This window comes from Pseudomonas sp. LSJ-87, from assembly GCF_032971465.1.
GTDB lineage: Bacteria > Pseudomonadota > Gammaproteobacteria > Pseudomonadales > Pseudomonadaceae > Aquipseudomonas > Aquipseudomonas putida_Z.
Genome location: NZ_JAWJYQ010000041.1, coordinates 57835 through 81881 on the forward strand (window position 1 = coordinate 57835; position 24047 = coordinate 81881).

The following is a 24047-nucleotide window of genomic DNA, read 5'->3' on the forward strand; positions in this document are numbered from 1 at the left end:
TCTTCGCGGGTAAACCCGCTCCCACAGAAGCCCGCGTAGGGGGCAGGGTTGATCGATGGCCTAATAAGCATCGAACTTTTCGATCTTAAGCCACGGTATTCAGCCAGCCCACATCCCCCAACCTGCTGATACAATCGGCCCACGAGAAATTTTCAACTTATTCCAGGAGCACAACGTGCCCGTCGTCTTTGTTGCCGCCTCTAAACTCCCGACTCCCTTCGCGACCTTCACCATGCATGGCTTCCTCGACGAAGCCACTGGCCGTGAGCACGTGGTGCTCAGCCTGGGTGACATCGCGGACGGCCAGCCGGTGCTGGGGCGCCTGCACTCCGAGTGCCTGACCGGCGATGCCCTGTTCAGCCAGCGCTGCGACTGCGGCTCGCAGCTGGAAGCCGCGCTGCAGGCCATCGCCCGTGAAGGCCGTGGCGTGCTGCTGTACCTGCGCCAGGAAGGCCGTGGCATCGGCCTGCTGAACAAGATTCGCGCCTACGAGCTGCAGGATGGTGGCGCCGATACCGTCGAGGCCAACGAGCGCCTGGGCTTTGCCGCCGACCAGCGCGACTACGCCATGTGCCTGCCGATGCTGGAGCACCTGGGCGTGAAGTCGCTGCGCCTGATGACCAACAACCCGCGCAAGGTCAAAGCCCTGACCGACATGAACATCGTCGTCGCCGAGCGCGTACCACTGCACACCGGGCACAACCCGCACAACCGCTACTACCTGGCAACCAAGGCCGGCAAGCTGGGCCACATGCTGGGTAACGAGCACCAGGGCGAGGTTCCTCAGGCGTGACCCGCGCCGAGGTCAAGCGGCGCCTGGCGCTGGCCTGGTGGCAGTACCTGGCGGTGGGCCTGGTGCCGCTGCCAGTGATGGCCTGGGCCTTCGGTGGCGGTGATGCGCTGGCCTCGGTGCTGGCCATGCCACTGTTCATTGCTGGCGCGGCGACCATGTTCCTCAGCCTGCCGCGCTTCGGTGCCTACAAGCGCGCCCTCATCGCCACGTCCAAGGTGCTCGGCACTGGCGAAGAGCCTGCCGCCTGGATCGAGTTGGCGCGGGTGCGGCGCCTGGCCATGCTGTATGCCTGCTTCCCGGCCTGGGTCGCCGCCTTGTCGGTGCTGGTCGGCCTCGAGGCGGTGCCGCAGATCCTGCTGGCGTTGTCCACCGCAGTAGTGCTGTACCTCTATCGCATTCCACGCCAGCTCGGCTGATGCGCCTGCTGCCCGGCCTGCTGGCGCTGTTCGCCTGTTCCGCACTGGCCGCCGAACCCCTGCGGGTGGTCAGCCTGGCCCCGTCGATGAGCGAGATCATGCTCGAACTGCAGGCCGATGACCTGTTGGTAGGTGTGCTCGACGGTGGCGAACGGCCGGCGGCGCTGCACGAGCTGCCCTCGGTGGGGCGCCAGGGGCAGCTGGACCTCGAACGCCTGCTCAGCCTTAGCCCCGACCTGTTGCTGCTGTGGCCGGGCAGCGTGCCGCCGGCCCAACGCGACCAGCTCAAGCGCCTGGGTATCGCTACGTACAGCGCAGAACCCCATGACATCGACCAGCTGATCGAGCAGATCGAAGCCATCGCCGAACGTATCGGCCGTGCCGAACAGGGCCATCGGTATGCCCAAACCCTGCGTGACCGGCTGCGGCAGCTGCGCCAGCAGTATCGACGGGACGAGCCCCTGCAGGTGTTCTACCAGGTCTGGGACCGACCGCTGTATACGCTCGGTGGCCGGCAGGTGGTCAGCGATGCCCTGGCCGTTTGCGGCGCGCGTAATGTCTTCGCCGATCTCACCCAGCCGGCGCCGCAGGTGAATGTGGAGTCTGTGCTGCTGCGCAACCCGCAGGTCATTCTGGCGGGTGATGAGGCGCAGCTGGAGAGTTGGAAGGCCTGGCCGCAACTGCGTGCGGTTGCCGATGATCGTTTACTGGTGGTGCCAGACAAAGGCCTGGAGCGGCCTAGTGGGCAGATGATCGAAGCTACGGCGCGCTTGTGTGCGCTGCTCGAGTCTAAAGCGCCAACGCCCAGGTGAGGTTCTGCGAGGGCTGCGCCCTCGATCGCTGGCAAGCCAGGCTCCCACAGGGATAGCGCATGACTTGAGGCTGGCGCGGTCGAGGTGGGAGCTGGCTTGCCGGCGATTGGGCCGCAAAGCGGCCCCCGGGGATTACAGGCCGAGCTTGGCCATGCGGGCCTTCACCGAAGCCCCGATCCCGGCCGCATCAAGCCCACACTCAGCCAGCATCTGCGCAGGCTTGGCATGCTCGACATAGATGTCCGGCAACCCCAGGTGCAGCAGCGGTTTCACGATCGCCTGGCTGGCCAGGAACTCACCCACAGCCGCACCGGCACCGCCCATGATGGCGTTTTCTTCGATGGTCACCAGCAGCTCATGGTTTGCGGCCAGTTCCAGCACCAGTGCCTCGTCCAGCGGTTTGACGAAGCGCATGTCGACCACGGTAGCGTTGATCTGCTCAGCCACCTGCATGGCCTCGGCCAGTTGCACGCCGAACACCAGCAAGGCGACTTTCTCGCCCTGGCGACGGACCACGCCCTTGCCGATTTCCAGCGGTTTCAGGTCACCACTGATCGGCGCGTTCGGGCCGGTGCCACGCGGGTAACGCACAGCCGCCGGGCCGTTGTACAGGTGGCCGGTGCTGAGCATCTTGCGCAGCTCGTTCTCGTCGCTTGGGGTCATCACCAGCATGCCCGGGATGCAGCGCAGGTACGACAGGTCGTAGCTGCCCGCGTGGGTCGGGCCGTCTTCGCCGACCAGGCCGGCACGGTCGATGGCGAACAGCACGTCGAGGTTCTGTACCGCCACATCGTGGATCAGCTGGTCGTAGGCGCGCTGCAGGAAGGTAGAGTAGATCGCCACCACCGGCTTGCTGCCCTCGCAGGCCATGCCGGCCGCCAGGGTCACGGCATGCTGCTCGGCGATCGCCACGTCGAAGTAACGCTCCGGGTAGCGCTCGCTGAAGTCGACCAGGTCGGAGCCTTCCTTCATCGCTGGGGTAATGCCCACCAGGCGGTTGTCGGCGGCAGCCATGTCGCACAGCCACTGGCCGAACACCGCGGAGTATTTCGGGCCGCTGGCTTTCTTCGGTGCGGCGGGTTTGTCGGCCGGCTCCAGCTTGGTGATGGCGTGGTAGCCGATCGGGTCGATCTCGGCCGGGGCGAAGCCCTTGCCCTTCTTGGTCACCACGTGCAGGAACTGCGGGCCCTTGAGGTCACGCATGTTGCGCAGGGTGGCGATCATGGTCGGCAGGTCGTGGCCGTCGATCGGGCCGATGTAGTTCCAGCCCAGTTCTTCGAACAGCGTGCCCGGCACCAGCATGCCTTTGGCGTACTCCTCGGTGCGACGGGCGATTTCCCAGGCGCCCGGCAGGCGCGACAGCACTTTCTTGCTGCCTTCGCGCATGCTCGCGTAGGTGCGGCTGGAGAGGATCTTGGCCAGGTAGTTGGACAGGCCGCCGACATTGCGCGAAATCGACATGTCGTTGTCGTTGAGGATCACCAGCATGTCGGCGTTGACTTCCTGGGCGTGGTTCAACGCCTCGAAGGCCATGCCGGCGGTCAGCGCGCCGTCGCCGATCACCGCGATCGACTTGCGGTCGCTGTTCTGCAGGCGGGCGGCAATGGCCATGCCCAGTGCGGCGCTGATCGAGGTGCTGGAGTGGCCGACGCCGAAGGTGTCGTACTCGCTCTCGCTGCGGCGCGGGAAGGCGGCGATGCCGTCCTTCTGGCGCAGGCTGAGCATGCGGTTACGGCGCCCGGTGAGGATCTTGTGCGGGTAGGCCTGGTGGCCCACGTCCCACACCAGCCGGTCGTCGGGGGTGTCGAAGACGTAGTGCAGGGCGATGGTCAGCTCGATGACACCCAGGCCGGCACCAAAATGCCCACCGGTCTGACCCACGGTGTAGAGCAGTTCCTGGCGCAGTTCGTCGGCCAGGGTCTCCAGGTCGGCTTCGGCCAGCCGGCGCAGGCCGGCAGGCGTGTCAGCGCGGTCGAGCAACGGCGTGACCGGGCGTTCGCGGGGGATCTCTTGAAACGTCGTGGGCATCAGGCGAGTCGTTATAGGTGTGTGAAGACGCGGCAGTTTACCCCATTGTAGGAAATACTGCCCATTCAGACGGGTGTTGCATCGGGGCTGCTTTGCAGCCTATCGCCGGCAAGCCAGCTCCCACAGGATGTTCACAATGCTCAAGGCCTGTGGGGGCTCTGTGGGAGCTGGCTTGCCGGCGATGGGCCGCACAGCGGCCCCAATCAAATCAGTTGCGACGTTCGACGATGTAGCGTGCCAGCGCTCGCAGCGGCTCGGCCTTGTCGTCGAACCCACTCAGTGCGACCAGCGCCTGGTCGCGCAGTTCGATCGCATAGGCCTTGGCCGCTTCCAGGCCCAGCAGTGCCGGGTAGGTCGGTTTGTCACGGGCGATATCGGCCCCCTGGCGTTTGCCCAGGGTGGCGGTGTCGCTTTCCACGTCGAGGATGTCGTCCTGCACTTGGAACGCCAGGCCGATGGCCTGTGCATAGGTCTGCAGGGCATCCAGTTGCGCCTGTTCGGCGCGGGCGCTGGCCAGGGCGCCGAGGCGCACGCTGGCTTCGATCAGCGCACCGGTCTTGTGCCGGTGCATGAACTCCAGCGCCTGCTGGTCCAGCTTCAGGCCAACCGAGCCCAGGTCGATGGCCTGGCCACCGACCATGCCTGCCGGGCCGGCAGCCTTGGCCAGGGCCTGGACCATGGCCAGGCGAATGCTGTCGGCCTGCGGGCTCAGGCGCGGGTCGAGCAGGGCGCTGAAGGCCAGGCTCTGCAAACCGTCGCCGGCGAGGATCGCGCAGGCTTCATCGAAGGCTTTGTGGGTGGTCGGCTGGCCGCGGCGCAGGTCGTCGTCATCCATGGCCGGCAGGTCGTCATGCACCAGCGAGTACGCGTGGATCAGTTCCACCGCACAGGCTGCGCCGTTGGCCTGTTCGGCCGGGGCGCCCAAGGCTTCGCAGGCCGCGTAGGCCAGTAGCGGACGAACGCGTTTGCCACCGTTCATCACGCTGTAGCGCATGGCGGCGTAAAGGCGTTCGAGTTCCTTGGTCGGGGCGACGAACAACGGTTCGAGGGCGGCGTCGACCCGCGCCTGGCAGCTGGCCTGGTAGGTGCCGATCATGCTTCCGGCTCCGCGTCGAAGGGCTGTGCTGCCAGTTCGCCATCGCGTTCCAGCAGGATCTGCACCTTCTGTTCGGCCTGGGCCAGGGCGCCCTGGCAATCGCGGGTCAGGGCGATGCCTTGCTCGAAGGCGGCCAGCGACTCTTCCAGCGACAACTCGCCGTTCTCCAGGCGCTCGACCAGTGCTTGCAGGTCTGCGAGGGATTGCTCGAAATCGAGGGAGGCTTTTTTGCGGGCCATGGCGACTGTCTCGGTGGCATTCAGAACGGCGCGACACTAGCAGAGCGGGGCGGGGGGAGCAAACTTCCGGCAACCTGAGGTTGGACTTGCCGGCCTCTTCGCGGGTAAACCCGCTCCCACAGGTACTGCACCGGTTCCGAGTCTGCGCGGTCCCTGTGGGAGCGGGTTTACCCGCGAATGGGCCGCAAAGCGGCCCCGTGCGGTGGATCAGGCTGGCTCTGCTTCCAGCTCCAGCATGGCCTCACGGTACCGCGCCAGTTCCTCGATGGTCAGCACCGGCAGATTGTATTGCCGCGCATACACCGCCACCTGTTCGCCACGGGCCATCGTGCCATCGGGGTTCATCAGTTCGCACAGCACTGCCGCCGGGCGCAACCCGGCCAGGCGTGCCAGGTCCACCGAGCCTTCGGTGTGGCCACGGCGGGTCAGCACCCCGCCATTGCGGGCGCGCAGCGGGAACACATGCCCCGGGCTGACGATATGGCGCTGGTCCGCGGTGGAGCGCAGTGCCGCGCCAATGGTGGTGATGCGGTCCTGGGCGGACACCCCGGTGGTGATGCCTTCCGCCGCCTCGATGGTGACGGTGAAGCCTGTGCCATGGCGGGCCTGGTTGTTCTGCACCATGGGTGCCAGTTGCAGTTCGTCGACGGTGGCCTCGTCCAGGCACAGGCAGACGATGCCGCTGCAATCGCGAATCATCATGGCCATGGTCTGCAGCGAGATGTTCTCGGCGGCGGCGATGATGTCCGCTTCGTCCTCGCGGTCGTCGTCGTCGAGCAGCAGTACAGGGCGCCCGGCCTGGAAGGCGGCGATGGCGGCGCTGACATTTGGGAATTGCGGGTGGTGCCTGGTGGACATGAAACGCTCCTCGTGAATGATCGATGAACGTCTCGGGGCGAACAAAATGCGCGCGCAGGGGCGCCCGGATGGCCCCTGCCTGACGCCTTCTTTCATCCGGACTATGACCGTCGGCTCTGGAGTCTCACCAGATCTGCTGACCCCCGGCATGGCCGGGGCGCTCGCGGGCTCATCTTTCGATTTACCGCCGGTGGGGACTTTCACCCCGCCCTGAAGACCCGCCAAGCATACAGCACATTGCCACCTCGCTGGCAACCCACGGCTCTACGACCTTTGGCGGTATCATTCGGCTATGCATTCGAGGAACAGCCCCATGGACATTCTCCAGGTCGCCGGCGGCAAGCCGGTCAAGTTGTGGACCGACGGCGTACCGGTGGAAGACGACGCCCGCAAGCAACTGCTCAACACGGCCAGGATGCCGTTCATCTTCAAGCACCTGGCAGTGATGCCGGACGTGCACCTGGGCAAGGGCTCGACCATTGGCAGTGTGATACCCACGGTTGGCGCGATCATCCCCGCCGCGGTGGGTGTGGATATCGGCTGCGGCATGATCGCCGCGCGCACGTCGCTGCACGCCCGCGACCTGCCGGACAACTTGCATGGCCTGCGCAATGCCATCGAGCACGCCGTGCCGCATGGCAAGACCTTCGGCAAACATGACCAGGGCGCCTGGGCCGATGTGCCCGCCAAGGCGGACAAGGCCTGGGGGCAGTTGGCCGGGCGCTTCAAGGCCATCACCGACAAGTACCCGCGCCTGGAGAAGACCAATAACCGCCATCACCTGGGGACGCTGGGCGGCGGCAACCACTTCATCGAGGTGTGCCTGGACGAGGCCGACCGCGTCTGGTTCATGCTGCACAGCGGCTCCCGGGGCGTGGGCAATGCCATCGGCAACCTGTTCATCGAACTGGCCCAGGCCGACATGCGCCAGCACCTGGCCAACCTGCCGGACAAGGACCTGGCGTATTTCGAGGAAGGCAGCCGCCATTTCGCCGACTACGTCGAAGCGGTGGAGTGGGCGCAGGACTACGCCAGGCAGAACCGCGAGCTGATGATGCTGGCGGTGGTCGGTGCGGCTCGCAAGGCGCTGGGCAAACCGTTCGAGGCCAGCCTGGAAGCGGTGAACTGCCACCACAACTATGTGCAGCGCGAGCAGCATTTTGGCCGAGAGGTGCTGGTGACGCGCAAGGGGGCGGTGTCGGCGCAGAAAGGGCAGTTGGGCATCATTCCCGGCTCGATGGGGGCCAAGAGCTTCATCGTGCGAGGGCTGGGCAACGAGGAATCTTTCTGTTCCTGCAGCCATGGTGCCGGCCGGGTGATGAGCCGGACCAAGGCCAAGAGCCGCTTCACCGTGGAAGACCAGCGGCGGGCCACGGCGCATGTGGAATGCCGCAAGGACAAGGAGGTGATCGACGAGATCCCCATGGCCTACAAGGACATCGATGCGGTGATGCGCGCGCAGCAGGAATTGGTGGAGGTGGTGCACACCTTGCGGCAGGTGGTGTGTGTGAAGGGCTGACGGGGTGCTGCCTGTGCCGGCCTCTTCGCGGGTAAACCCGCTCCCACAGGGATCGAGTGAACCTATGGGGCACAGGTTGGCATGAAAAGATGAAGCCTGTGATGGCGCAGGTTGCAACTGAAAGTGAAGCCTGTGGGGGCTCTGTGGGAGCGGGTTTACCCGCGAAGGGGCCAGTGCAGGATTATCGAGACATCCCTTCAATCACCCGCTTCAGCGAAGCCGGCAACATCGGCCCATGCCCCAGCCCGTCAATCCGCTCGAACCGTGCCTGCAACCCCGGCACCTTGGCCAGGTCTGCCACCAGCTCCCGCGCTGCCCGTTCTCCATCCCCTTGCACCGGCATGCGCGGGTTAGCCGGCTCCTCACTCCCGCGCATCAGCAACAATCGAGGCCGGCTGCTACCCAAGCGCTGGTCAAGCCCCTGCGCCTCACGCACGATCGCACCGTCATGCCACCACAGCGAAGGGCTGGCTGCCACATAGTCACTGAAAGCCCCAGGCCGGGTGAACAGCGCATGCAGCACGGCCAACCCACCGTAGGAATGCCCCCACAACGTCTGCCGCTGCAGGTCGATCGGTGCCACACCCGCCACCAGCGGCCGCATGCGCTCGCTCAGCAGATCGAGGAACTCGTCCACGCCACCGCTCGGTTGCCCGGTCAACGGATCCAGTTGCGCAGCCGGCCCAGGCAACGCCGGGGTGTAATCATAGGTACGCCCGACCCGCTCGATCCGCTGATCGGTCTGGTACCCCACGGCCACCAGCAATGGCGCCTGGCCGGCGGCAAGCTTGCCCAGCAGCAGGCTGTCCAGCGCCCCCAGCGCGGCGTTGCCATCGAGCATCCACAGCACCGGGTAACCCGCCGCTGGCGCCGGGCGGTCTGGTTTGCCTACCCACAAGCGGTAATGACGCTGGCCATCGGCCGAGTCCAGGTCGAGCTGGCTGAAGCGGTAGGCCAGGTCCTGGCGCTGCAGCAGCGAGGTATCCATCCTCTGTTGATGCTCGGGCTGCGCCACGGCAGCAGGGGCCGCAAGGGCCAGTGCCAAAGCCAGCGTCAGGGTCATCTTGCTCATCAGGTGTCTCATCAGGGCTTTGCAAGGAGCGCAAGGCAGAAACGCCAAGATGATAATCAGTCCTGATTGAGCGTAAAGCGCATTAACTTTCTAAACAGTTCCGGGCCATCGGCAAAGTCATGTGCAGGCACAGGCCTGGGTGACCGTTGCTGGCCCACAAGCGACCGCCTTGCAGTTCGATGGCGCGGCGGGCGATGGCCAGGCCCAGGCCGAAGCCCGCGCCGCTTTCGGCCAGCCGCTGGTAGGGCTTGAAGATGCGTTCGAGCTCGGCGTGCGGCACCCCGGGCCCCTGGTCACTCAGGCGCAGGTGCCAGCAGTCGCCCTCCAACCAGCCATCCAGGCTGACCCGGCCCTCGGCCGGCGAGTGGCGGATGGCATTGCGCATCAGGTTTTCCAGGGCTTGGGCCAGGCTGTCCAGGTGGGCTTGCACCACGCAGTCGGGGCCGAGCGAGCAGGGCAGGCGGGCGCGGTCCCAGCCGCTTTCGAAGCAGATGTCCTGGCACAAGGCTTCCCACACCGAAACCATCAATACCGGTTCGGTCGGCAAGCTGGGCTGTTCGGTGTCCATCCAGGCGAGGTCCAGCGTGTCCTCCAGAAGCTTCTGCATGTCGGCGACCTCGCGGTCCAGGCGCTCGCGCAACTGGGCCGGCGGCAAGCCGCTGTCATGGGCGATGCGCAGCCGCGCCAGCGGCGTGCGCAGTTCGTGAGACAGCGTGCGCAGCAACAGGCGCTGCTGCTCCAGGCTCTGGCGCAGGCGCCCGGCCATGTGCTCGAAGGCCTGCGCCAGTTCGCCAAGCTCATCGCGCCGCTCCTGCAGGGGCAGGGCCGGGCTGTCGAGGTCGTCGGCGCGCAGGGCGTCGGCGCGGTCGCGCAGGCGGTTCAGTGGCACCACAAGGTGGCGGTACAGCGCCAGAACCAGCAGCAGGGCGAGTAGCGTGGGGGCAACGCCATGGGTGATCACATGGGTCCATGGGGTCAGGCCGGTAGGCAACAGGTGTTCGGGCAGTTGCATTACCAGGCGACCGTGCTCGGGGTGTTGCGGGAACTCGATGCTGACGTAGGGCAGTTCATCCTGCAGGCGCCGGCTCATCGGCCAGTCGAGCTTGCGCATGAAAGTCAGGTGGCTAGCTTCCTCAGCGCTCAGTGGGGTGCTGCCAAGGCTCTGCAGGTGCGGCCCGACCAGCGCCACCCAAGTGCCCTCGGCCTGTTCCAGTTGCCTGCGCCAGGCCTCGGCACCCTCCGCGCCGCCTTGCTCCCAGGCCTGTTCGGCTTGCTGTGCAAAGCGCGCCAGGTAGTCCTGGTCGGCTTGGGACAGGAAGTAGGTGCTGCGCTCCACCGACAGGCCCCAGGTCCAGATCAGCCAGGTCAGCAACAGGCAGAAGCCAACCTGCAGTACGGCCAGTTTCCATAGCAGGGGATGACGGCGCATCAGGCTTGTTCCGTGTCGACCAGGATGTACCCCTGGCCGCGTACGGCCTGGATCTGCAGGTGCTGGGCATCGATGTCGGCCAGCTTGCGGCGCAGGTTGCACACATGCACATCCAGGCCGCGATCCAGGCGGGTGTAGGCCCGGTGCAGCACGGTCTGGTAGAGAAATGGTTTGCTCAAGGCTTCGGCGGGGTGGGCCCGCAGGGTGGCCAGCAAGCGGAATTCGGACGCGGTGAGGCCGGCAGCCTTGCCGTTGTGGATAACGTCCTGGCGGTCCTGGTCGAGCATCACCTCGCCGACATCGGCACGCAGCGCCGTACCACGATCGAACGCCACACGCCGCAGCAATGCATCGACCCGGGCGTCCAGCTCGGCCAGGCTGAAGGGCTTGGGCAGGTAATCGTCCGCGCCCCGGGTAAAGCCACTGATGCGATCCTGCTCGGCCCCCAACGCCGACATCAGCATGACCGGCACCGCCTGCTGCTGGCGCAACTCGTCGAGCAGGCTGAGGCCGTCGATGCCTGGCAGCATGATATCCAGCAGCACCAGCTCGAACCGTGATTGCTGTATGGCAGCCAGGGCCTGGGCGCCGGTGGCGCATGCGTGCACCCGGAAACCCCGGTTGAGGAAATGGCGTTCCAGGTCCTGGCGCAGGCGTGGGTCGTCTTCGGTGAGGAGAAGTGAGGTGGGCACAGCGAGCCTTGAATGAGAATTCGTATCAGTTACGAATCATCCCATTGCCGGCAGGGCGAGGGCAACGCCTGGATGTGTTAAGAAGGTTAATCCTGCTGCACCCCCGATTTCCCTTCGGTATCGTTCGCAAAAAGCAACTTGTTTCGTTTGCGAATTACTACCATTTGGGGAAAGGGTGTGTCATGAGCAGTTTCAAAAGTTTGGGGGACTCGCGACGGGTTCGGGGCTGGCTGGTGCTGGGGCTGTTGGCGCCGTTTTCGTTGTCGGCACTGGCCGAGACGGTAGCGACTCAGGCGTCTGCCGAGGACAGCGCGCTTGACCTGCCGGCATTGACCATCGAAGGCAACCGCCTGTATGACATGCTGCCGTCGGAAGAAACTGGCGGCTACAGCGTGGATGCCGCCACCGTGGGCACCAAGACCCCCGCAGCGCTCAAGGACATCCCGCAATCGATCACCGTCTACACCCAGGACTACGTCAAGGACCGCCAGTTCGTGCACCTCGATGACCTGGCCAAGTACACCGCCGGCCTGCGAACCCTGACCAACGACAGTGGCCGTTCGTCGATCTACGCCCGTGGCTACGAGTACAGCGAATTCAATATCGACGGCCTGCCGGCGCCCATGGCCAGCATCTTCGGTACAGTACCGTCGCTGGCGGCATTCGACCGTGTCGAGATCATGCGTGGCCCGGCCGGGCTGTTCAGCAGCACCAGCGAACTGGGCGGCATCGTCAACATGGTGCGCAAGCGCCCGACCGCCGAGTTCCAGGGGCACGTCGAAGGCAGCTATGGCACCTGGGACACCAACCACGAAGAAATCGACCTGAGCGGGCCGCTGGATGATGCCGGCCGCGTGCGCGGGCGCTTCATCGCCTCGCGTGACGACAACAATGGCGAGGTCGACTACAACGCCAACACCAGCAACAGCTACTACGGTGCGCTGGACGTCGACCTGGACGACGCCACCACCCTGTCGTTCGGCCTGATTCATGAAGTGAAGAACATCACTCCGCACAATGGCTATCCGGCAACGCTGTCCGGCGAAGTACCCGACTTCAGCCATTCGAAGTTCCTGGGGGCTGACTGGAATTACTTCGACGGCAAGACCACCGACCTGGTCGCCGAGCTGACCCACCGCTTCGACAACGGCGGCTATGGCCGTGTCGCAGCCCGTGGCTCGCATCGCGACACCAATTACCTGTACGCCTTCACCGCGACCAACGCCACCACTGGCGCGAACTCCGAGCGCGCCAGCGCCCGCGATTTCACCCAGGACACCTACTCGCTGGACGCCAGCTACAGCCAGCCGTTCGAAACCTTCGGCCAGGTCAGCGAATTCGTGGTCGGCAGCGACTACAAGAACTACGACACCGAGTACCTCAACGGCACAACCAACCTGGGCGCCATCAACGTCGATACATACTCGCCCAAGCAGTTCGCCAAGCCATCGCCCAACTACAGCACCGAGACCGGTATGCAGGAAGAGGAATACGGCCTGTACTCCAAGGTCACCTTCCGCCCGGTCGAGCGTCTGGCGCTGATCGCCGGGGGCCGCTTCAGCTGGTACCGCGGTGATTTCTACACCACTACCCTCAGCAGCGGCGCCACCACCAACGACAGCAAGCGCGTGGATGGCCACTTCACCCCGTATGGCGGCCTGGTCTACGACCTGACCGAGAACCATGCGCTGTACGCCAGCTATTCGCAGGTTTTCAAGCCGCAGTCCGACACCGACAGCAATGGCCGGGTGCTCAAGCCGCGTGAGGGCGAGCAGTACGAGTTCGGTCTCAAGAGCAGCTACTTCGGCGGCGACCTGAATACTCGCTTTTCGGTGTTCCGCCTGACGGACAAGAACCGCGCGACCACCGTGTATGACGCCGACGGTGTCGCTACCACTGACTCTGTTGCATCCGGCAAGACCCGTGTGAAAGGCGCCGAAGTGGAAGTGAGCGGCAAGCTGGCGCCGAACTGGGAAGTGCTGGCCGGCTACACCTGGATGGAAACCGAAACCCTCAAGGGCGATGCCGAAACCACCTTCTTCATCATGCCGCGCAACCAGGCATCGCTGTGGAGCAAGTACACCATCAGCCAAGGGCCGCTGAACGGCCTGGCCATTGGTGGCGGTATTTCGGCGATGAGCAACTTCTATTCCGAGAACGGCGGTGTGCGCATCGACGCGCCAGGCTATGCGACGGTGGATGCAATGCTGTCTTATCCGGTTACCTCGAAGCTGACGGCCACCTTCAACATCAACAACCTGTTCGACCGGGACTACCTGTCGCGGGTGGGGTCGACCTCGACGTTCAACTTCTACGGGCCGTCGCGGAGCATGATGGTTGGGGCGCGGTATGACTTCTGATAATCAGATTTTTCCCGTTGCGCGTAGGCCATTTCTGAAATAGCTTCCTAGCGCCCTTGAGCCATTGCGGTGGTGTTCCTGGCGGCCTAGTGTGGCCCTGTCGTTGCCAAATCAGCGACCGGGCCTGCAAGCCCGCTCAGAGAACGATTACCGATCACCAATAGCCAATGGCATGCCATTGCGCGCGCTTGATGGTGGCTGCGTACGGGAGGTTTTCGAACCTGCCGGTTTCGTTCTCTGCCGGTCTTGCAGACCTGTACGTGGCCGCCACCCATCACACTGCAAGTAATGAGTGGCGGTTCTAGCCAATCAACTGAGAACCCCACCATGCTTAAGATTGTCCCCGATCCACCCCACGATATTCATTCCCTTGAAGACACCCTGATCCAGGCCACGGACTATGCGCTGTGCGCTGCGACCGTTGTGCATCAGGCCATGCTGCTGCAGCCCAAGTCGCCGGCGTCGGTTTTGATGATGACGTCGATGCATGAACTGGAGACGCTGCGGGCTTTGCTGGAGTCGGCATTGATTCAGGTGCAGATGCCCACTGGGGCCAGAACTTTGCACTGAGGCTTGAGAGATGTGTTGTCTGGGCGGGCCCTTTCGCGGGTAAACCCGCTCCCACAGGATCACCACAGTCTTCAAGACTTGCACAGTACCTGTGGGAGCGGGTTCACCCGCGAAAGGGCCCGTCCAGGCAGTCGAGAATTTTCAGGGGATTCAAAAATGACCACAGAAGACACCCATTTCACTGTCGGCAAGACCACGTTCTACCAAGGCGAACATGGCACCCACCCACTGTTCCGCATCGAGCCCGGCATCCCCTGCCGCGATGCCCGCGAGCAGTCCTCAGAGTTGATGGGCTATGTCCGCGAACTGACCATCACCGGCCTGATGGATGAGAAGCCGATGATGATCTGGGCTGCGCATTACTTGAGTGCGATGGCCAAGGCGCTGATGGATGATGCTGAGTTGGGTATGAAGCAGTGAGTATTTGCCTTCAGGTTGTGTGAAGGCCGCAAGGGGTTCGCCTTGGCAATTTCAGCGCCTGTCAGACCTGTCGGTATACACCTGATCGCCCGCTTGATTAGAGTGGCGCCTGGGGTAATACAGGCCAGTCAAGCCTTTCGACAAGCGAGGTGCAGGTGAGCGTTGATATCGAGTGTGTGGTGGTCGGGGCCGGTGTGGTCGGCCTGGCGGTGGCGCGTGCCTTGGCCCAGGCTGGCCATGAAGTGCTGGTGGTGGAGGCGGGCGAGGGTATTGGCGTCGGGGTCAGCTCGCGCAACTCCGAGGTGATCCACGCCGGCCTGTATTACCCCGATGGCAGCCTCAAGGCGCAGCTGTGTGTCGAGGGCAAGCAACGCCTGTATGCCTATTGCGACAGTCGGGGCGTTGAATACCAGCGCCTAGGCAAACTGATCGTCGCCACCGATGCGGCCCAGGTCGAAGGCTTGCAGCGCCTGCTGGAGCAGGGCCGGCGCAATGGTGTCGATGACCTGCAATGGCTCGACGCCGACCAGGCGCGTGAGTTGGAGCCGGCGCTGTCATGTGTCGCCGCGCTGTGGTCGCCGTCCACCGGCATCATCGACTCCCACGGTTTGATGCTCGCCCTGCTGGGTGACGCCGAGGCTGCGGGCGCCACCTTGGTACTGCATACCCCACTGCTTGCCGCGCGGGTGATCGAGGCCGGTTTCAGCCTCAACATGGGCGGTGCCGAGCCGATGAGCCTGACCTGCCAGCGGCTGGTCAACTGCGCTGGGTTATCGGCAGTTGAAGTCGCTGGGCACATCACCGGCCTCGACCCGGCCCATGTGCCCCAGGCCTATCTATGCAAAGGCAGCTATTTCAGCCTGAGCGGTCGTGCGCCATTTCGGCACCTGGTGTACCCCGCACCGGAACACGCCGGCCTGGGCGTGCACATGACCCTCGACCTGGGCGGCCAGGCGCGCTTCGGCCCGGATGTGGAGTGGGTGGAACATATCGACTACCCGGTAGACCCCCGGCGCGGCGACAGCTTCTATGCCGCCGTACGGCGCTATTGGCCCGACCTGCCCGACGCCAGCCTGCAACCGGCCTACAGCGGCATCCGCCCGAAAATCAGCGGCCCGCTGGACCCGGCGGCGGACTTTGTCATCAGTACGCCCGCCGAGCATGGTGTGCCGGGGCTGGTGAACCTGTTTGGCATCGAGTCACCGGGGTTGACCAGTTGCCTGGCATTGGCGGATCGCGTGCTGCATACCCTGCGTGACAACTGAGGGCAGTGCGAAGCTGCCTTCAGTCTTTATGCATGTGCTGCTTGCCATCGCGATGAGTATGGGCCTTTGAATGCCCCTCATCATGCTGGCCTGCGCCCGAGGCCTGCTCACCGTGGTGGCCAGGCACGTTGCCGCGGTGCTGGCCTTCATGGTTGTGCATTTCACTTTCGCCACCACCATGCTGGTGGCCGCCACTGGCCGCGACCATCGTTTTGTATTGTTCGGCGTTCAACTGGGGTAGCTGGTCCAGGAAGGCGACGATGCCCCAGATGTATTCATCGCTCATGCTCTTGCCCCAGGCCGGCATGCCGGAGGCCTTGATGCCGTGCTTGATGATCCAGAACGCCGCAGCGGGGTCGCCACCAATCCCGCTTTTGGCCAGGTTGGGGGGCGATGGATACAGAGCCTGGCTGAGCTCGGTCTTCTCGACGCCAGGGGCAAGGTGACAACCGATGCACATGGCATTGTAGTTACCGGCGCCGGTACCAATCAGCGCTTCATCTTTCAGGTCCGGCACCTCGATGTCCCTGGCCCGTACTGCGATCGAGCGGTCCCGTGCCATGGCCAGAAAGGCATGCACGGCGGGGAAATGGGGATCATCGGCCCCGACGTTGACCAAGCCGGAGTACGCAGCACCCAGCACGGCCGCGCTGGCCACCGCGCCTGCTGCAACAAGCGTTGTTATTGTTCTTTTCATGTCTGGTTCTCAAAACCACATGCGGATACCGGCCACGAAACGCGCTTCATCCACATCACCACCCTCGTCGCGGATGAAATCGGCGGTCTTGCCGTAGGAGCGGTTCCAGGTGACGCCGATGTAGGGGGCGAACTGGCGGACAATTTCATAGCGCAGGCGCAGCCCGACTTCGGTATTTGCCAGGCCGGAACCGACGCCGCGCACAGGGTCGTTCTTGCCGTAGAAATTGGCTTCAGCGGTCGGCTGCAGGATCAGGCGGTTGGTCAGCAGAATGTCGTAGTCGCCTTCCAGGCGCGCGGCAGTCTGGCCGTTCTCGCCAATGAACGCGGTGGCTTCGGCTTCGAAGTCGTAAAGCGCCATGCCCTGGATACCGAACGCCGCCCAGGTCTGGGGGGATTCAGGCTTGAAGTCCTGTCGCACCCCGGCAACCACATCCCACCATGGGCTGATCGAGCGGCCGTACAGCAGCTGCAATTCGGCATCCTCGGTGACACCGTTGGTACGTTCACCTTCGGAGCGGATCCACAGCCGGTTGATATCGCCGCCTACCCAGCCCGAAGCATCCCAGGCCAGCGTGCTGCCTTCATCGGCGTCCTGGTACTCGAGCTGGTCCAGCAGGAAGAAACTGTTGATAGCACTGTCGTGCATCTGATGCCCGCCCAATGGGGGGAAGGCTGCCTGGCGGTCGGCGTCGGTCAGGACCGGGATCGGGGTACGGCTGGTCGTCGGCGTATCCGTCGAGCCGTGGTTCATTTTCGAATGGTCCATCGCTTCATGGTTCATGGCTCCATGATCCATGGACCCATGATCCATGCCCGGCATGCTGCCATGATCCATCTTGCCGTGGTCCATCATCGAATGGTCCATTTCTTCAGCGGCGAAGCTGGGCGCAGCGCCCAGCACGCCGAGCGAAACGGTCAATGCCAGCAGCGATGGTCGTGCCAGGCTATTGAGCATCTTTCCCTGCCTTGGCTTTGTCGCTGCCATGGGATTCCATCATCTTGCCGTGGTCCATGCCTTGCATCGAGCCATGGTCCATTCCTTTCATGGCGTCGTGGTCCATGCCCTTCATCGAACCGTGGTCCATGCCCTTCATGGCGCCATGATCCATGCCCTTCATCGAACCATGGTCCATGCCTTGAGCACCCTTGGCTTTTGCGCCATCGGCAGGCTGCTGGTTGTCGCCAGACCACGACGGCGGGGCATATACGGCAAACAGGCCGGCCATCACGGCAGAAAGGAAAAACGCGCTTCGTTTCATTGGTTTGCTCATCTCGGATCTCCAGTTCATTCGTCCACACGGACTTCGCGGAACATGCCCATTTCCATGTGGAACAGCAGGTGACAGTGATAGGCCCAACGTCCTAAAGCATCTGCAGTGACGCGGTAGCTTCGTTTTGAGCCAGGCGGCATGTCGATCGTGTGTTTGCGCACCATGAAGTTGCCGTTCTCATCCTCCAGGTCGCTCCACATGCCATGCAGGTGGATGGGGTGGGTCATCATGGTGTCGTTGACCAGGGTGATGCGCAGGCGCTCGCCATACTTGAGGCGCAGTGGCTCGGCATCGGAAAACTTGATGCCGTCGAAGGACCAGGCGAACTTCTCCATGTGGCCGGTGAGGTGCAGCTCGATTGTGCGACCCGGCGCGCGGCCGTCCGGGTCCGGGAAGGTGCTGCGCAGGTCCGCATAGGTCAGCACACGGCGGCCGTTGTCACGCAGGCCGATGCCTGGATCGCCCAGTTTTGGTGTCGGGGTCATGGTCTGCATGTCGACCAGGGGGTTGTTGGTCTCGGAGTCTGGGTGGCTCTGCATGGGCGCGCTGGTACCAGCCATGTCGCCATGGTCCATGCCGGCCATGTCGCCATGGTCCATGCCTGCCATGCTGCCGTGATCCATGCCTGCCATGTCGCCATGGTCCATGCCCATATCGCTCATGGAAATGATCGGCCGTGGATCGACAGCTGGAACAGGGGCTTGCAAGCCTTCGCGAACAGCCAGGGTGCCCCTGGAATACCCGGTACGGTCCATGGATTGAGCGAAGATGGTGTAAGCCTGCTCGCTTTCGGGCTCGACGATGACATCGTAGGTTTCGGCAACGGCGATGCGGAACTCGTCGACCGCAACGGGTTTGACATGCTGCCCATCCGCCGCGACAACCGTCATCTTCAGGCCGGGAATTCGCACATCGAAATACGTCATGGCCGAGCCATTGATGAAGCGCAGGCGGATTTTCTCGCCCGGCTTGAACACGCCCGTCCAGTTACCGTCCGGGGCCTGGCCGTTCATCAGGTAGGTGTAGGTGTAACCGCTCACGTCAGCGAGATCGGTGGGGCTCATTTTCATCTCGGCCCACATCTTGCGGTCGGCTACCGCGGCGGACCAGCCCATTTCGCTCACATCGTTGACGAAATCACCCACCGTGCGCTTGTGGTAGTTGTAGTAGTCAGACTGCTTCTTGAGCTTGGACAGCACCCGTGCAGGGTCTTCATCCGTCCAGTCGCTGAGCATGACCACATAGTCCCGGTCATAGGTGAACGGCTCAGGCTCTTTCGCGTCGATGACCAGGGCACCATACACCCCGACCTGCTCCTGGAAACCGGAGTGGCTGTGGTACCAGTAGGTGCCGTTCTGCTGGACCTTGAACTTGTACTCATACATGCCGTCTGGGGCGATGCCATGGAAGCTCAGGCCCGGCACGCCGTCCATGTTCGCCGGCAGGATGATGCCGTGCCAGTGGATGGAGGTGTCCTGCTGCAAGCGGTTGCGCACACGCAGCGTGACGGTATCGCCTTCGCGCCAGCGCAGGATGGGCCCGGGAATGGAGCCGTTGATTGCCATCGCTGTACGTGCAGTGCCGGTAATGTTGACCGGCAGCTCACCGATGTAGAGGTCGAAGTCGGTGCCGCTCAGCACATTCGGTTGGCCGGGGCTGGTCACGGCCCAGACCGGCGCGCGCCACATGCCCAGCCCGCCAAGCAGTCCGGTAGCGGCCAGGCCTTTGACGAAGGAGCGTCTGGTGGTTTTGCTTTGCATGCCGTTGCGTCCAGTCAGTCGAAAAGTTGCTGGTATTCAGGCGGTTGAACGCCCCAGCCCGTGGGGCGAGAAGCCCCACAATCTTCCCTAACGCTAGCGGACCTGCGCTGTCAGCTGGCTGAGCTTCAGATTACTTTTCTGTAAGCTTGTGGTGGGTCAAATTCAGTAAGCGCGCCGCGCACCCTGTGGGAGCGGGTTCACCCGCGAACAATGTGACGCGGTGTATGGCACCGGCTTTGCCGGTGTTCGCGGGTAAACCCGCTCCCACAAGGCCCTGCGAAATTTTTGGGTTATGTATTCTGTGGGAGCGGGCGTGCCCGCGAAGGGCTGCAAAGCAGCCCCATCAAGGGGCTCTTTGGCCTGGCCGCTACTCGATGCGCAGCGCCGCCACCGGATGCAAGCGGGCCGCCCGCACGGCCGGGGCCAGGCCGGCAAGAATGCCGAGCACCGCCGCCAGCAGCAGCGCCAGCAGCAGAAACAGCGGTTGCAGCGCCAAGGGCAGGCTCGGCATGGCCAGGTGCAGTAGCCCCAGCAGCATGCCCATCAACAGCAGGCCAAGCAGGCCACCGGCCAGGGACAGCAGCGTCGCTTCAGCGAGAAACAACCCAAGTACCTGCCGCGGACTGGCGCCAATCGCCCGCAACAGGCCGATTTCTGCCGTGCGCTCGCCCACAGTGGTCGTCATGATGGTGAGAATGCCGACGGCGCCGACCAGCAGCGAAATGCCCCCCAAGGCACCAATGGCCAGGCTCAGGGTGCCGAGAACGCGGTTGAAGCTGCGCAGCATGTCGTCCTGGGTGGTCAGGCTGAAATCCTCCGCACCGTGTCGTTCGCCGAGCACCTCGCGAATCTGCCGGCTCAATGCCCGTGAAGTGGTAGCGGCGCCGAACACCACATGGGCTTTGACCACCCCGGTGCGGTTGAACAGGCTTTCCGCCCAGTCCACCGGGATGTAGGCGATATCGTCGAGGTTGAAACCGAGCAACTGGCCTTTCTCCGCCATCACGCCGATCACCCGGAAACGCACGCCGCCGACGCGGACCAGCTCACCCAGCGGGTTGCGCGCCCCGAACAGCTCGGTACGCAGCTGATGGCCGAGCACCACATAGGGCGGCGAACGGCCGTCACGGGCCGGGGGCAGGAACTCGCCCAGGCTCAGTTGCATGCGCCAGGCCTGCGCCATCTGATGGCCGCCACCGAGAATGTCGCTGCGCCGGCTCAGTTGACCGAACTGGATATTCCCGCTGCCCTGAATGATCGGCACCGCCGCCTCGACATGCGGCAAGCGCCGCAGGGCGTCGGTGTCACTGATGGTCAGTGGCCGCACGCTGCCAAGCAGGCCGCCGAGGCCGCTGGTCTGGGTCTTGCCTGGGCGCACGGTGATGATCCGCGTACCAAACTGCGAGAAGTTCTCCAGCACATAGCCGCGCACGCCTTCGCCTATGGCCGTGAGCAGCGCCACGGCGGCTATGCCGATCGCTACCCCGAGCAGGGTCAGCAGGCTGCGCAGCGGGCGGCAGGTCAGCGCCGAGCTGGTCAGCCGGAAACCATCTTGCCAGCGCATCAGTGCGCCCCCGGCGGGCGTAGCGCCGCCACCGGCTCCAGCGCCGAGGCCCGAGCGGCCGGCAGCCAGGCGAACAACAGCGCCGTACCGAGTGCCAGCAGCACTGCGCCAGCCCGCGCCCACCAGGGGGCATAGAGCGGCAGATCGAATGCCAGGCGCCCCAGACAGAGCAAGGTTTCGGCCAGCAGCAGCCCTGCCAGTGCCCCTGTCAGGGCCAACAGCGCCGCCTCGCCGAGGAACAGCAGGCGCAGCTGCGCCGCCGTCACGCCTATGGCTTTGAGCAGGCCGATCTCGGCGCTGCGCTGGCTTACTGCAATCCAGGTCACGTTCATGATCAGGATGCCTGCCACCAGCAGGCTGATCGCGGCAATGCCAGCCACCGCCAGGGTCAGCACCGCGAGTATCTGGTCGAAGGCGCTGAGCAGGCTGTCCTGGCTGACCAGGGTGACGTCCTCCTCATCCTCGTGGCGCTCCTTGAGCGCGGCGAGTATCAGCTGCTTGCTACGGTCGAGAAAGCTCGGACCATGCACCTCGACAAACACCCGCGACAAGCCCTCGCTATTGAACAAGGCCTGGGCGCTGGCCACCGGGATGATCAACATCTCGGCGAAATCCATCCCCAGCGATTCGCCCCGCTCACCGAGGATGCCGACCACCCGGAAGCGCCGGTCGCCAGCGCGCAACCATTCACCCAAGGCCGGGCGAGCCCCGAACAGCTCGCGCCGGAGTTTGCCGCCGATCACGCAGACGGCCTCGGCCTGTTCAGGGTCCAGCGTCGGCAGGGGTTGGCCCTGGACGACCGTCAGTTGGCGAATGGCGAAGAAGTCCCGGGTGGTGCCCAGCGTCAGCACCTCACGATTGCGGTTGCCGACTATCACCTCCATCTGCCCGGCCTGCTGCGGCGCGACCCGGCGGATGCCCGGCAACCGGGTGATGGCCTGGACATCCTGCAAGGTCAACTCGTGTGGCGTCAGCCCGGTGAGCGGCGGCATTCGCCCGGTGGTTTCCTTGCGCCCCGGGAAAACGATGAGGATGTCGCGCCCGAGCAGCGAGAACTCGTTCAGGACGAAGGCCCGCGCGCCCGCGCCAAGACCGGTGAGCAGGTTGACCGCGACCACCCCGATAGCGATGGCCAGCAGTAGCATCAGGCTGCGTGAGCGATGCCCACGCAAGGCACCTAGCCAGAAGCCCAGGGCATCGGCAGCGCGCATCAGGCCAGCGCCCACTGCGGCGCAATACTGTGGATCCGCCCGTCACGCATGTGCAGCTGGCGCTGTGCACGGGCGCCCAGGTTGGCATCGTGGGTTACCACTATCAGGGTCAGCCCCTCGCCGTTGAGCTCCTCCAGCAGGCTGAAGACCTCTGCGCCGGCCTGGCTATCGAGATTGCCAGTGGGTTCGTCGGCCAACAGCAGCGCCGGTTGCATGACCATCGCCCGGGCGATCGCCACGCGCTGGCGCTGGCCACCGGACAGCTCGGCCGGGCGGTGGGCAATGCGCTCGCCCAGCCCCAGGCGTGCCACCAATTGGCTGCTGCGCTTGCGCCTTTGTGCCGCACCAATGCCGGCGAGGACCATCGGCAGCTCGATGTTTTCCAGCACCGTCAGCCGTGCGATCAGGTGGTAGGACTGGAACACGAAACCTATCAGTCGGCTGCGCAACTGGGCGCGGCGCGCCTCGCTCAGCGCCGCCGTGGCCTCGCCCTGCAGCCAGTATTCGCCGGCGCTCGGCGCATCGAGCAGGCCGAGGATGTTCAGCAAGGTCGACTTGCCCGAGCCCGACGGGCCCATCACCGCCATGTAGTCACCGGCGGCGATGTCCAGGTCCAGGCCATCCAGGCCCATCACCTGCTGTTCGCCCAACTGGAAGCTGCGGCTGCCGCCGCGCAGGCGGATCATTTCTTGGTCTCCGCGGCATCCACCGGGATCACCGCCACCGTATCCTTGAGCCCTTCCTGCTCGTGGCTGGCAACTATGCGTGCGTCCTCGTCCAGCCCTGCAAGCACCTCGGTCCAGCGCCAGTTGCTCAGCCCGGTTTGCACCTGCACCTCGCGCAACACCCGGGCGCTCGGGTCATATCGCAGCACACGCTGCCCCTCCAGCAGGGTCTCGGTGGGGATGCGCAAGGCACCCGCGTGCTGCTCCAGGAGGATCTCGACATCGGCGCTATAGCCGGTGAGCAGGGCCAGGTCTGCCGGCGGCTGGTCGAAGCGCACCTCGACATCGACGGTGCGCGCCTGCTTCTCCAGTTCGCGCACATAAGGCGCGATGCGGCTGACGCGGCCGGTGAAATGCTGACCACGGAAGGCATCCAGGCTGATCCGTACGGCGGTTCCGGGGTGAACCCGGGCAGCGTCCACCTCATCGATCGGTGCCTCTACAAACAGGCAGCTGTCGTCGATCAGGTCGACTGCCGGCGGTGTAGGAATACCTGGCGGCGAAGGGGTGACGAACTCGCCGAGTTCGCCGTTGATTTCTGCGACGATGCCGGCGAATGGTGCACGCAGGGTTGTCTGTTCCAGCAGTGAACGCTGCAACTGCAGGCTGGCGTCGGCCTCGCGGATCAGCACGGCACTGGCACTGCACATCAGTTTCGCCAGGTTGGCCTTGGTCGCCGCCTGATCGAGGCGGTCGGCGGCAATCAACTTGCGGTCGGCCAACTGGCCGAGGCGATCAAGGTCGCGCCGGTCCAGCAGAGCTTGCTGGCAGCGCTGTTCGCGGGTGTTGCGCTGGGCCTCCAGCCGCGCCTCGGCTTCCTGTAGCCTGGCCTGTTGCTCGTCCTGCCGCAGGCGCATGAGCACCTGACCCGGCTGGACCCGCTGGCCCTCGCTGACCAGCAACTCGGCAACCTGGCCGCCGACATTGAAGGACAGGTGCGAGCGTCGACAGGACTTCAGCGTACCCGCGCGCGTGTTGGCCACCACCATCTCCACCGGCCCCCGCTCAACTTCCAGCAGCCTGACCGGCAACGGCTGCGGTCGACTCAACCAGCCGCCCAACACCACGAGACAAGCCAGGATCGACGAGCCAATCAATAATTTGCGCATGGACTACACCTCCTCCCATATGGCTTGAGCCTAGATCAGGAGGGTGAAAGCTCCACGCGAAACGTCATTTATCCGACGATTTTCGGATGAGCGTTAGTATAGTGTCAGATAAATGGCGAATGAGATTTTTTTCGCTAAC

Annotated in this window: 23 protein-coding genes and 1 riboswitch; of the genes, 8 read left to right on the plus strand and 15 right to left on the minus strand. The window is 64.3% G+C overall.

Annotation, left to right across the window (positions count from 1 at the left end):
- The first annotated feature begins 175 nt into the window (after positions 1-175).
- From ribA to RYH74_RS21230, 3 genes are read left to right on the plus strand one after another with little or no spacing between them, the layout of a single operon-like run.
- Positions 176-793, plus strand: coding sequence for a GTP cyclohydrolase II (ribA, locus tag RYH74_RS21220; protein ID WP_003260612.1), 618 nt, complete (start codon positions 176-178; stop codon positions 791-793).
- A complete protein-coding gene (locus RYH74_RS21225; RefSeq protein WP_075044459.1) occupies positions 790-1209 on the plus strand; it encodes an MFS transporter in 420 nt (139 codons plus the stop codon). The genes ribA and RYH74_RS21225 overlap by 4 nt, the downstream gene beginning before the upstream one ends.
- Positions 1209-2021 carry a cobalamin-binding protein gene (locus RYH74_RS21230; protein ID WP_317410083.1) on the plus strand — a complete coding sequence of 271 codons (813 nt, stop codon included), beginning with the start codon at positions 1209-1211 and terminating at the stop codon, positions 2019-2021. The genes RYH74_RS21225 and RYH74_RS21230 overlap by 1 nt, the downstream gene beginning before the upstream one ends.
- A 132-nt stretch (positions 2022-2153) precedes the next feature.
- Here RYH74_RS21230 and dxs read toward each other — a convergent pair whose 3' ends face one another.
- The 4 genes from dxs to ribB all read right to left on the minus strand — a co-directional run bounded on the left by dxs (position 2154) and on the right by ribB (position 6242).
- A complete protein-coding gene (gene dxs / locus RYH74_RS21235) occupies positions 2154-4049 on the minus strand; it encodes a 1-deoxy-D-xylulose-5-phosphate synthase (RefSeq protein ID WP_317410084.1) in 1896 nt (631 codons plus the stop codon).
- A gap of 208 nt (positions 4050-4257) precedes the next feature.
- The gene (gene ispA, locus RYH74_RS21240; protein ID WP_085591990.1) at positions 4258-5145 is read right to left on the minus strand and encodes a (2E,6E)-farnesyl diphosphate synthase; all 888 of its coding nucleotides are present in this window, start codon (positions 5143-5145) and stop codon (positions 4258-4260) included.
- A complete protein-coding gene (locus RYH74_RS21245) occupies positions 5142-5384 on the minus strand; it encodes an exodeoxyribonuclease VII small subunit (protein ID WP_003255380.1) in 243 nt (80 codons plus the stop codon). The genes ispA and RYH74_RS21245 overlap by 4 nt, the downstream gene beginning before the upstream one ends.
- A gap of 207 nt (positions 5385-5591) precedes the next feature.
- Positions 5592-6242, minus strand: a complete 651-nt coding sequence (gene ribB / locus RYH74_RS21250; protein WP_025337529.1) for a 3,4-dihydroxy-2-butanone-4-phosphate synthase — start codon at positions 6240-6242, stop codon at positions 5592-5594.
- An 80-nt stretch (positions 6243-6322) separates the two neighbouring features.
- Positions 6323-6464, minus strand: a riboswitch (FMN riboswitch).
- A 91-nt stretch (positions 6465-6555) separates the two neighbouring features.
- Between ribB and RYH74_RS21255 the strand changes: the two genes are divergently transcribed.
- Positions 6556-7761: an RtcB family protein gene (locus RYH74_RS21255; RefSeq protein WP_085705910.1), complete on the plus strand. Its 1206-nt coding sequence runs from the start codon at positions 6556-6558 to the stop codon at positions 7759-7761.
- Positions 7762-7942: 181 nt separating this feature from the next.
- Here RYH74_RS21255 and RYH74_RS21260 read toward each other — a convergent pair whose 3' ends face one another.
- The 3 genes from RYH74_RS21260 to RYH74_RS21270 all read right to left on the minus strand — a co-directional run bounded on the left by RYH74_RS21260 (position 7943) and on the right by RYH74_RS21270 (position 10954).
- Positions 7943-8833 (minus strand): alpha/beta hydrolase, encoded by an 891-nt coding sequence (locus tag RYH74_RS21260; protein WP_317410085.1) that lies wholly within the window; start codon positions 8831-8833, stop codon positions 7943-7945.
- Positions 8834-8915: 82 nt separating this feature from the next.
- A complete protein-coding gene (locus RYH74_RS21265) occupies positions 8916-10262 on the minus strand; it encodes a sensor histidine kinase (RefSeq protein WP_317410086.1) in 1347 nt (448 codons plus the stop codon).
- Positions 10262-10954, minus strand: coding sequence for a response regulator transcription factor (locus RYH74_RS21270; RefSeq protein ID WP_286100953.1), 693 nt, complete (start codon positions 10952-10954; stop codon positions 10262-10264). The genes RYH74_RS21265 and RYH74_RS21270 overlap by 1 nt, the downstream gene beginning before the upstream one ends.
- A 182-nt stretch (positions 10955-11136) precedes the next feature.
- On the opposite strand from RYH74_RS21270, the gene RYH74_RS21275 reads away from it, so the two are divergent.
- The 4 genes from RYH74_RS21275 (at position 11137) to RYH74_RS21290 (ending at position 15569) form a co-directional block, all read left to right on the plus strand.
- Entirely contained in the window at positions 11137-13314 is a 2178-nt protein-coding gene (locus tag RYH74_RS21275; protein WP_317410087.1) for a TonB-dependent siderophore receptor, read from the plus strand.
- Positions 13315-13641: 327 nt separating this feature from the next.
- A complete protein-coding gene (locus tag RYH74_RS21280; protein WP_085693277.1) occupies positions 13642-13884 on the plus strand; it encodes a hypothetical protein in 243 nt (80 codons plus the stop codon).
- A gap of 156 nt (positions 13885-14040) precedes the next feature.
- Positions 14041-14304, plus strand: a complete 264-nt coding sequence (locus RYH74_RS21285; protein WP_085693275.1) for a DUF3077 domain-containing protein — start codon at positions 14041-14043, stop codon at positions 14302-14304.
- 155 nt (positions 14305-14459) lie between these two features.
- Complete coding sequence (locus RYH74_RS21290) at positions 14460-15569, plus strand: NAD(P)/FAD-dependent oxidoreductase (RefSeq protein ID WP_317410088.1); 1110 nt, start codon at positions 14460-14462, stop codon at positions 15567-15569.
- A 19-nt stretch (positions 15570-15588) separates the two neighbouring features.
- Here RYH74_RS21290 and RYH74_RS21295 read toward each other — a convergent pair whose 3' ends face one another.
- From RYH74_RS21295 to RYH74_RS21330, 8 genes are all read right to left on the minus strand, one after another.
- A complete protein-coding gene (locus RYH74_RS21295) occupies positions 15589-16266 on the minus strand; it encodes a c-type cytochrome (protein ID WP_317410089.1) in 678 nt (225 codons plus the stop codon).
- Between the two features lie 9 nt (positions 16267-16275).
- A complete protein-coding gene (locus RYH74_RS21300; protein ID WP_317410090.1) occupies positions 16276-17223 on the minus strand; it encodes a copper resistance protein B in 948 nt (315 codons plus the stop codon).
- Positions 17213-17557, minus strand: a complete 345-nt coding sequence (locus RYH74_RS21305) for a hypothetical protein (protein WP_317410091.1) — start codon at positions 17555-17557, stop codon at positions 17213-17215. The genes RYH74_RS21300 and RYH74_RS21305 overlap by 11 nt, the downstream gene beginning before the upstream one ends.
- Complete coding sequence (locus RYH74_RS21310; protein WP_317410092.1) at positions 17554-19299, minus strand: copper resistance system multicopper oxidase; 1746 nt, start codon at positions 19297-19299, stop codon at positions 17554-17556. The genes RYH74_RS21305 and RYH74_RS21310 overlap by 4 nt, the downstream gene beginning before the upstream one ends.
- Before the next feature lie 367 nt (positions 19300-19666).
- Positions 19667-20863: an ABC transporter permease gene (locus tag RYH74_RS21315; protein ID WP_317410093.1), complete on the minus strand. Its 1197-nt coding sequence runs from the start codon at positions 20861-20863 to the stop codon at positions 19667-19669.
- Positions 20863-22074 (minus strand): ABC transporter permease, encoded by a 1212-nt coding sequence (locus RYH74_RS21320; RefSeq protein WP_317410094.1) that lies wholly within the window; start codon positions 22072-22074, stop codon positions 20863-20865. The genes RYH74_RS21315 and RYH74_RS21320 overlap by 1 nt, the downstream gene beginning before the upstream one ends.
- Positions 22074-22760, minus strand: coding sequence for an ABC transporter ATP-binding protein (locus RYH74_RS21325; RefSeq protein WP_039614639.1), 687 nt, complete (start codon positions 22758-22760; stop codon positions 22074-22076). The genes RYH74_RS21320 and RYH74_RS21325 overlap by 1 nt, the downstream gene beginning before the upstream one ends.
- Positions 22757-23908, minus strand: coding sequence for an efflux RND transporter periplasmic adaptor subunit (locus RYH74_RS21330; RefSeq protein WP_317410095.1), 1152 nt, complete (start codon positions 23906-23908; stop codon positions 22757-22759). Before RYH74_RS21330 ends, RYH74_RS21325 begins: the two co-directional genes overlap by 4 nt.
- Positions 23909-24047 lie beyond the last annotated feature (139 nt).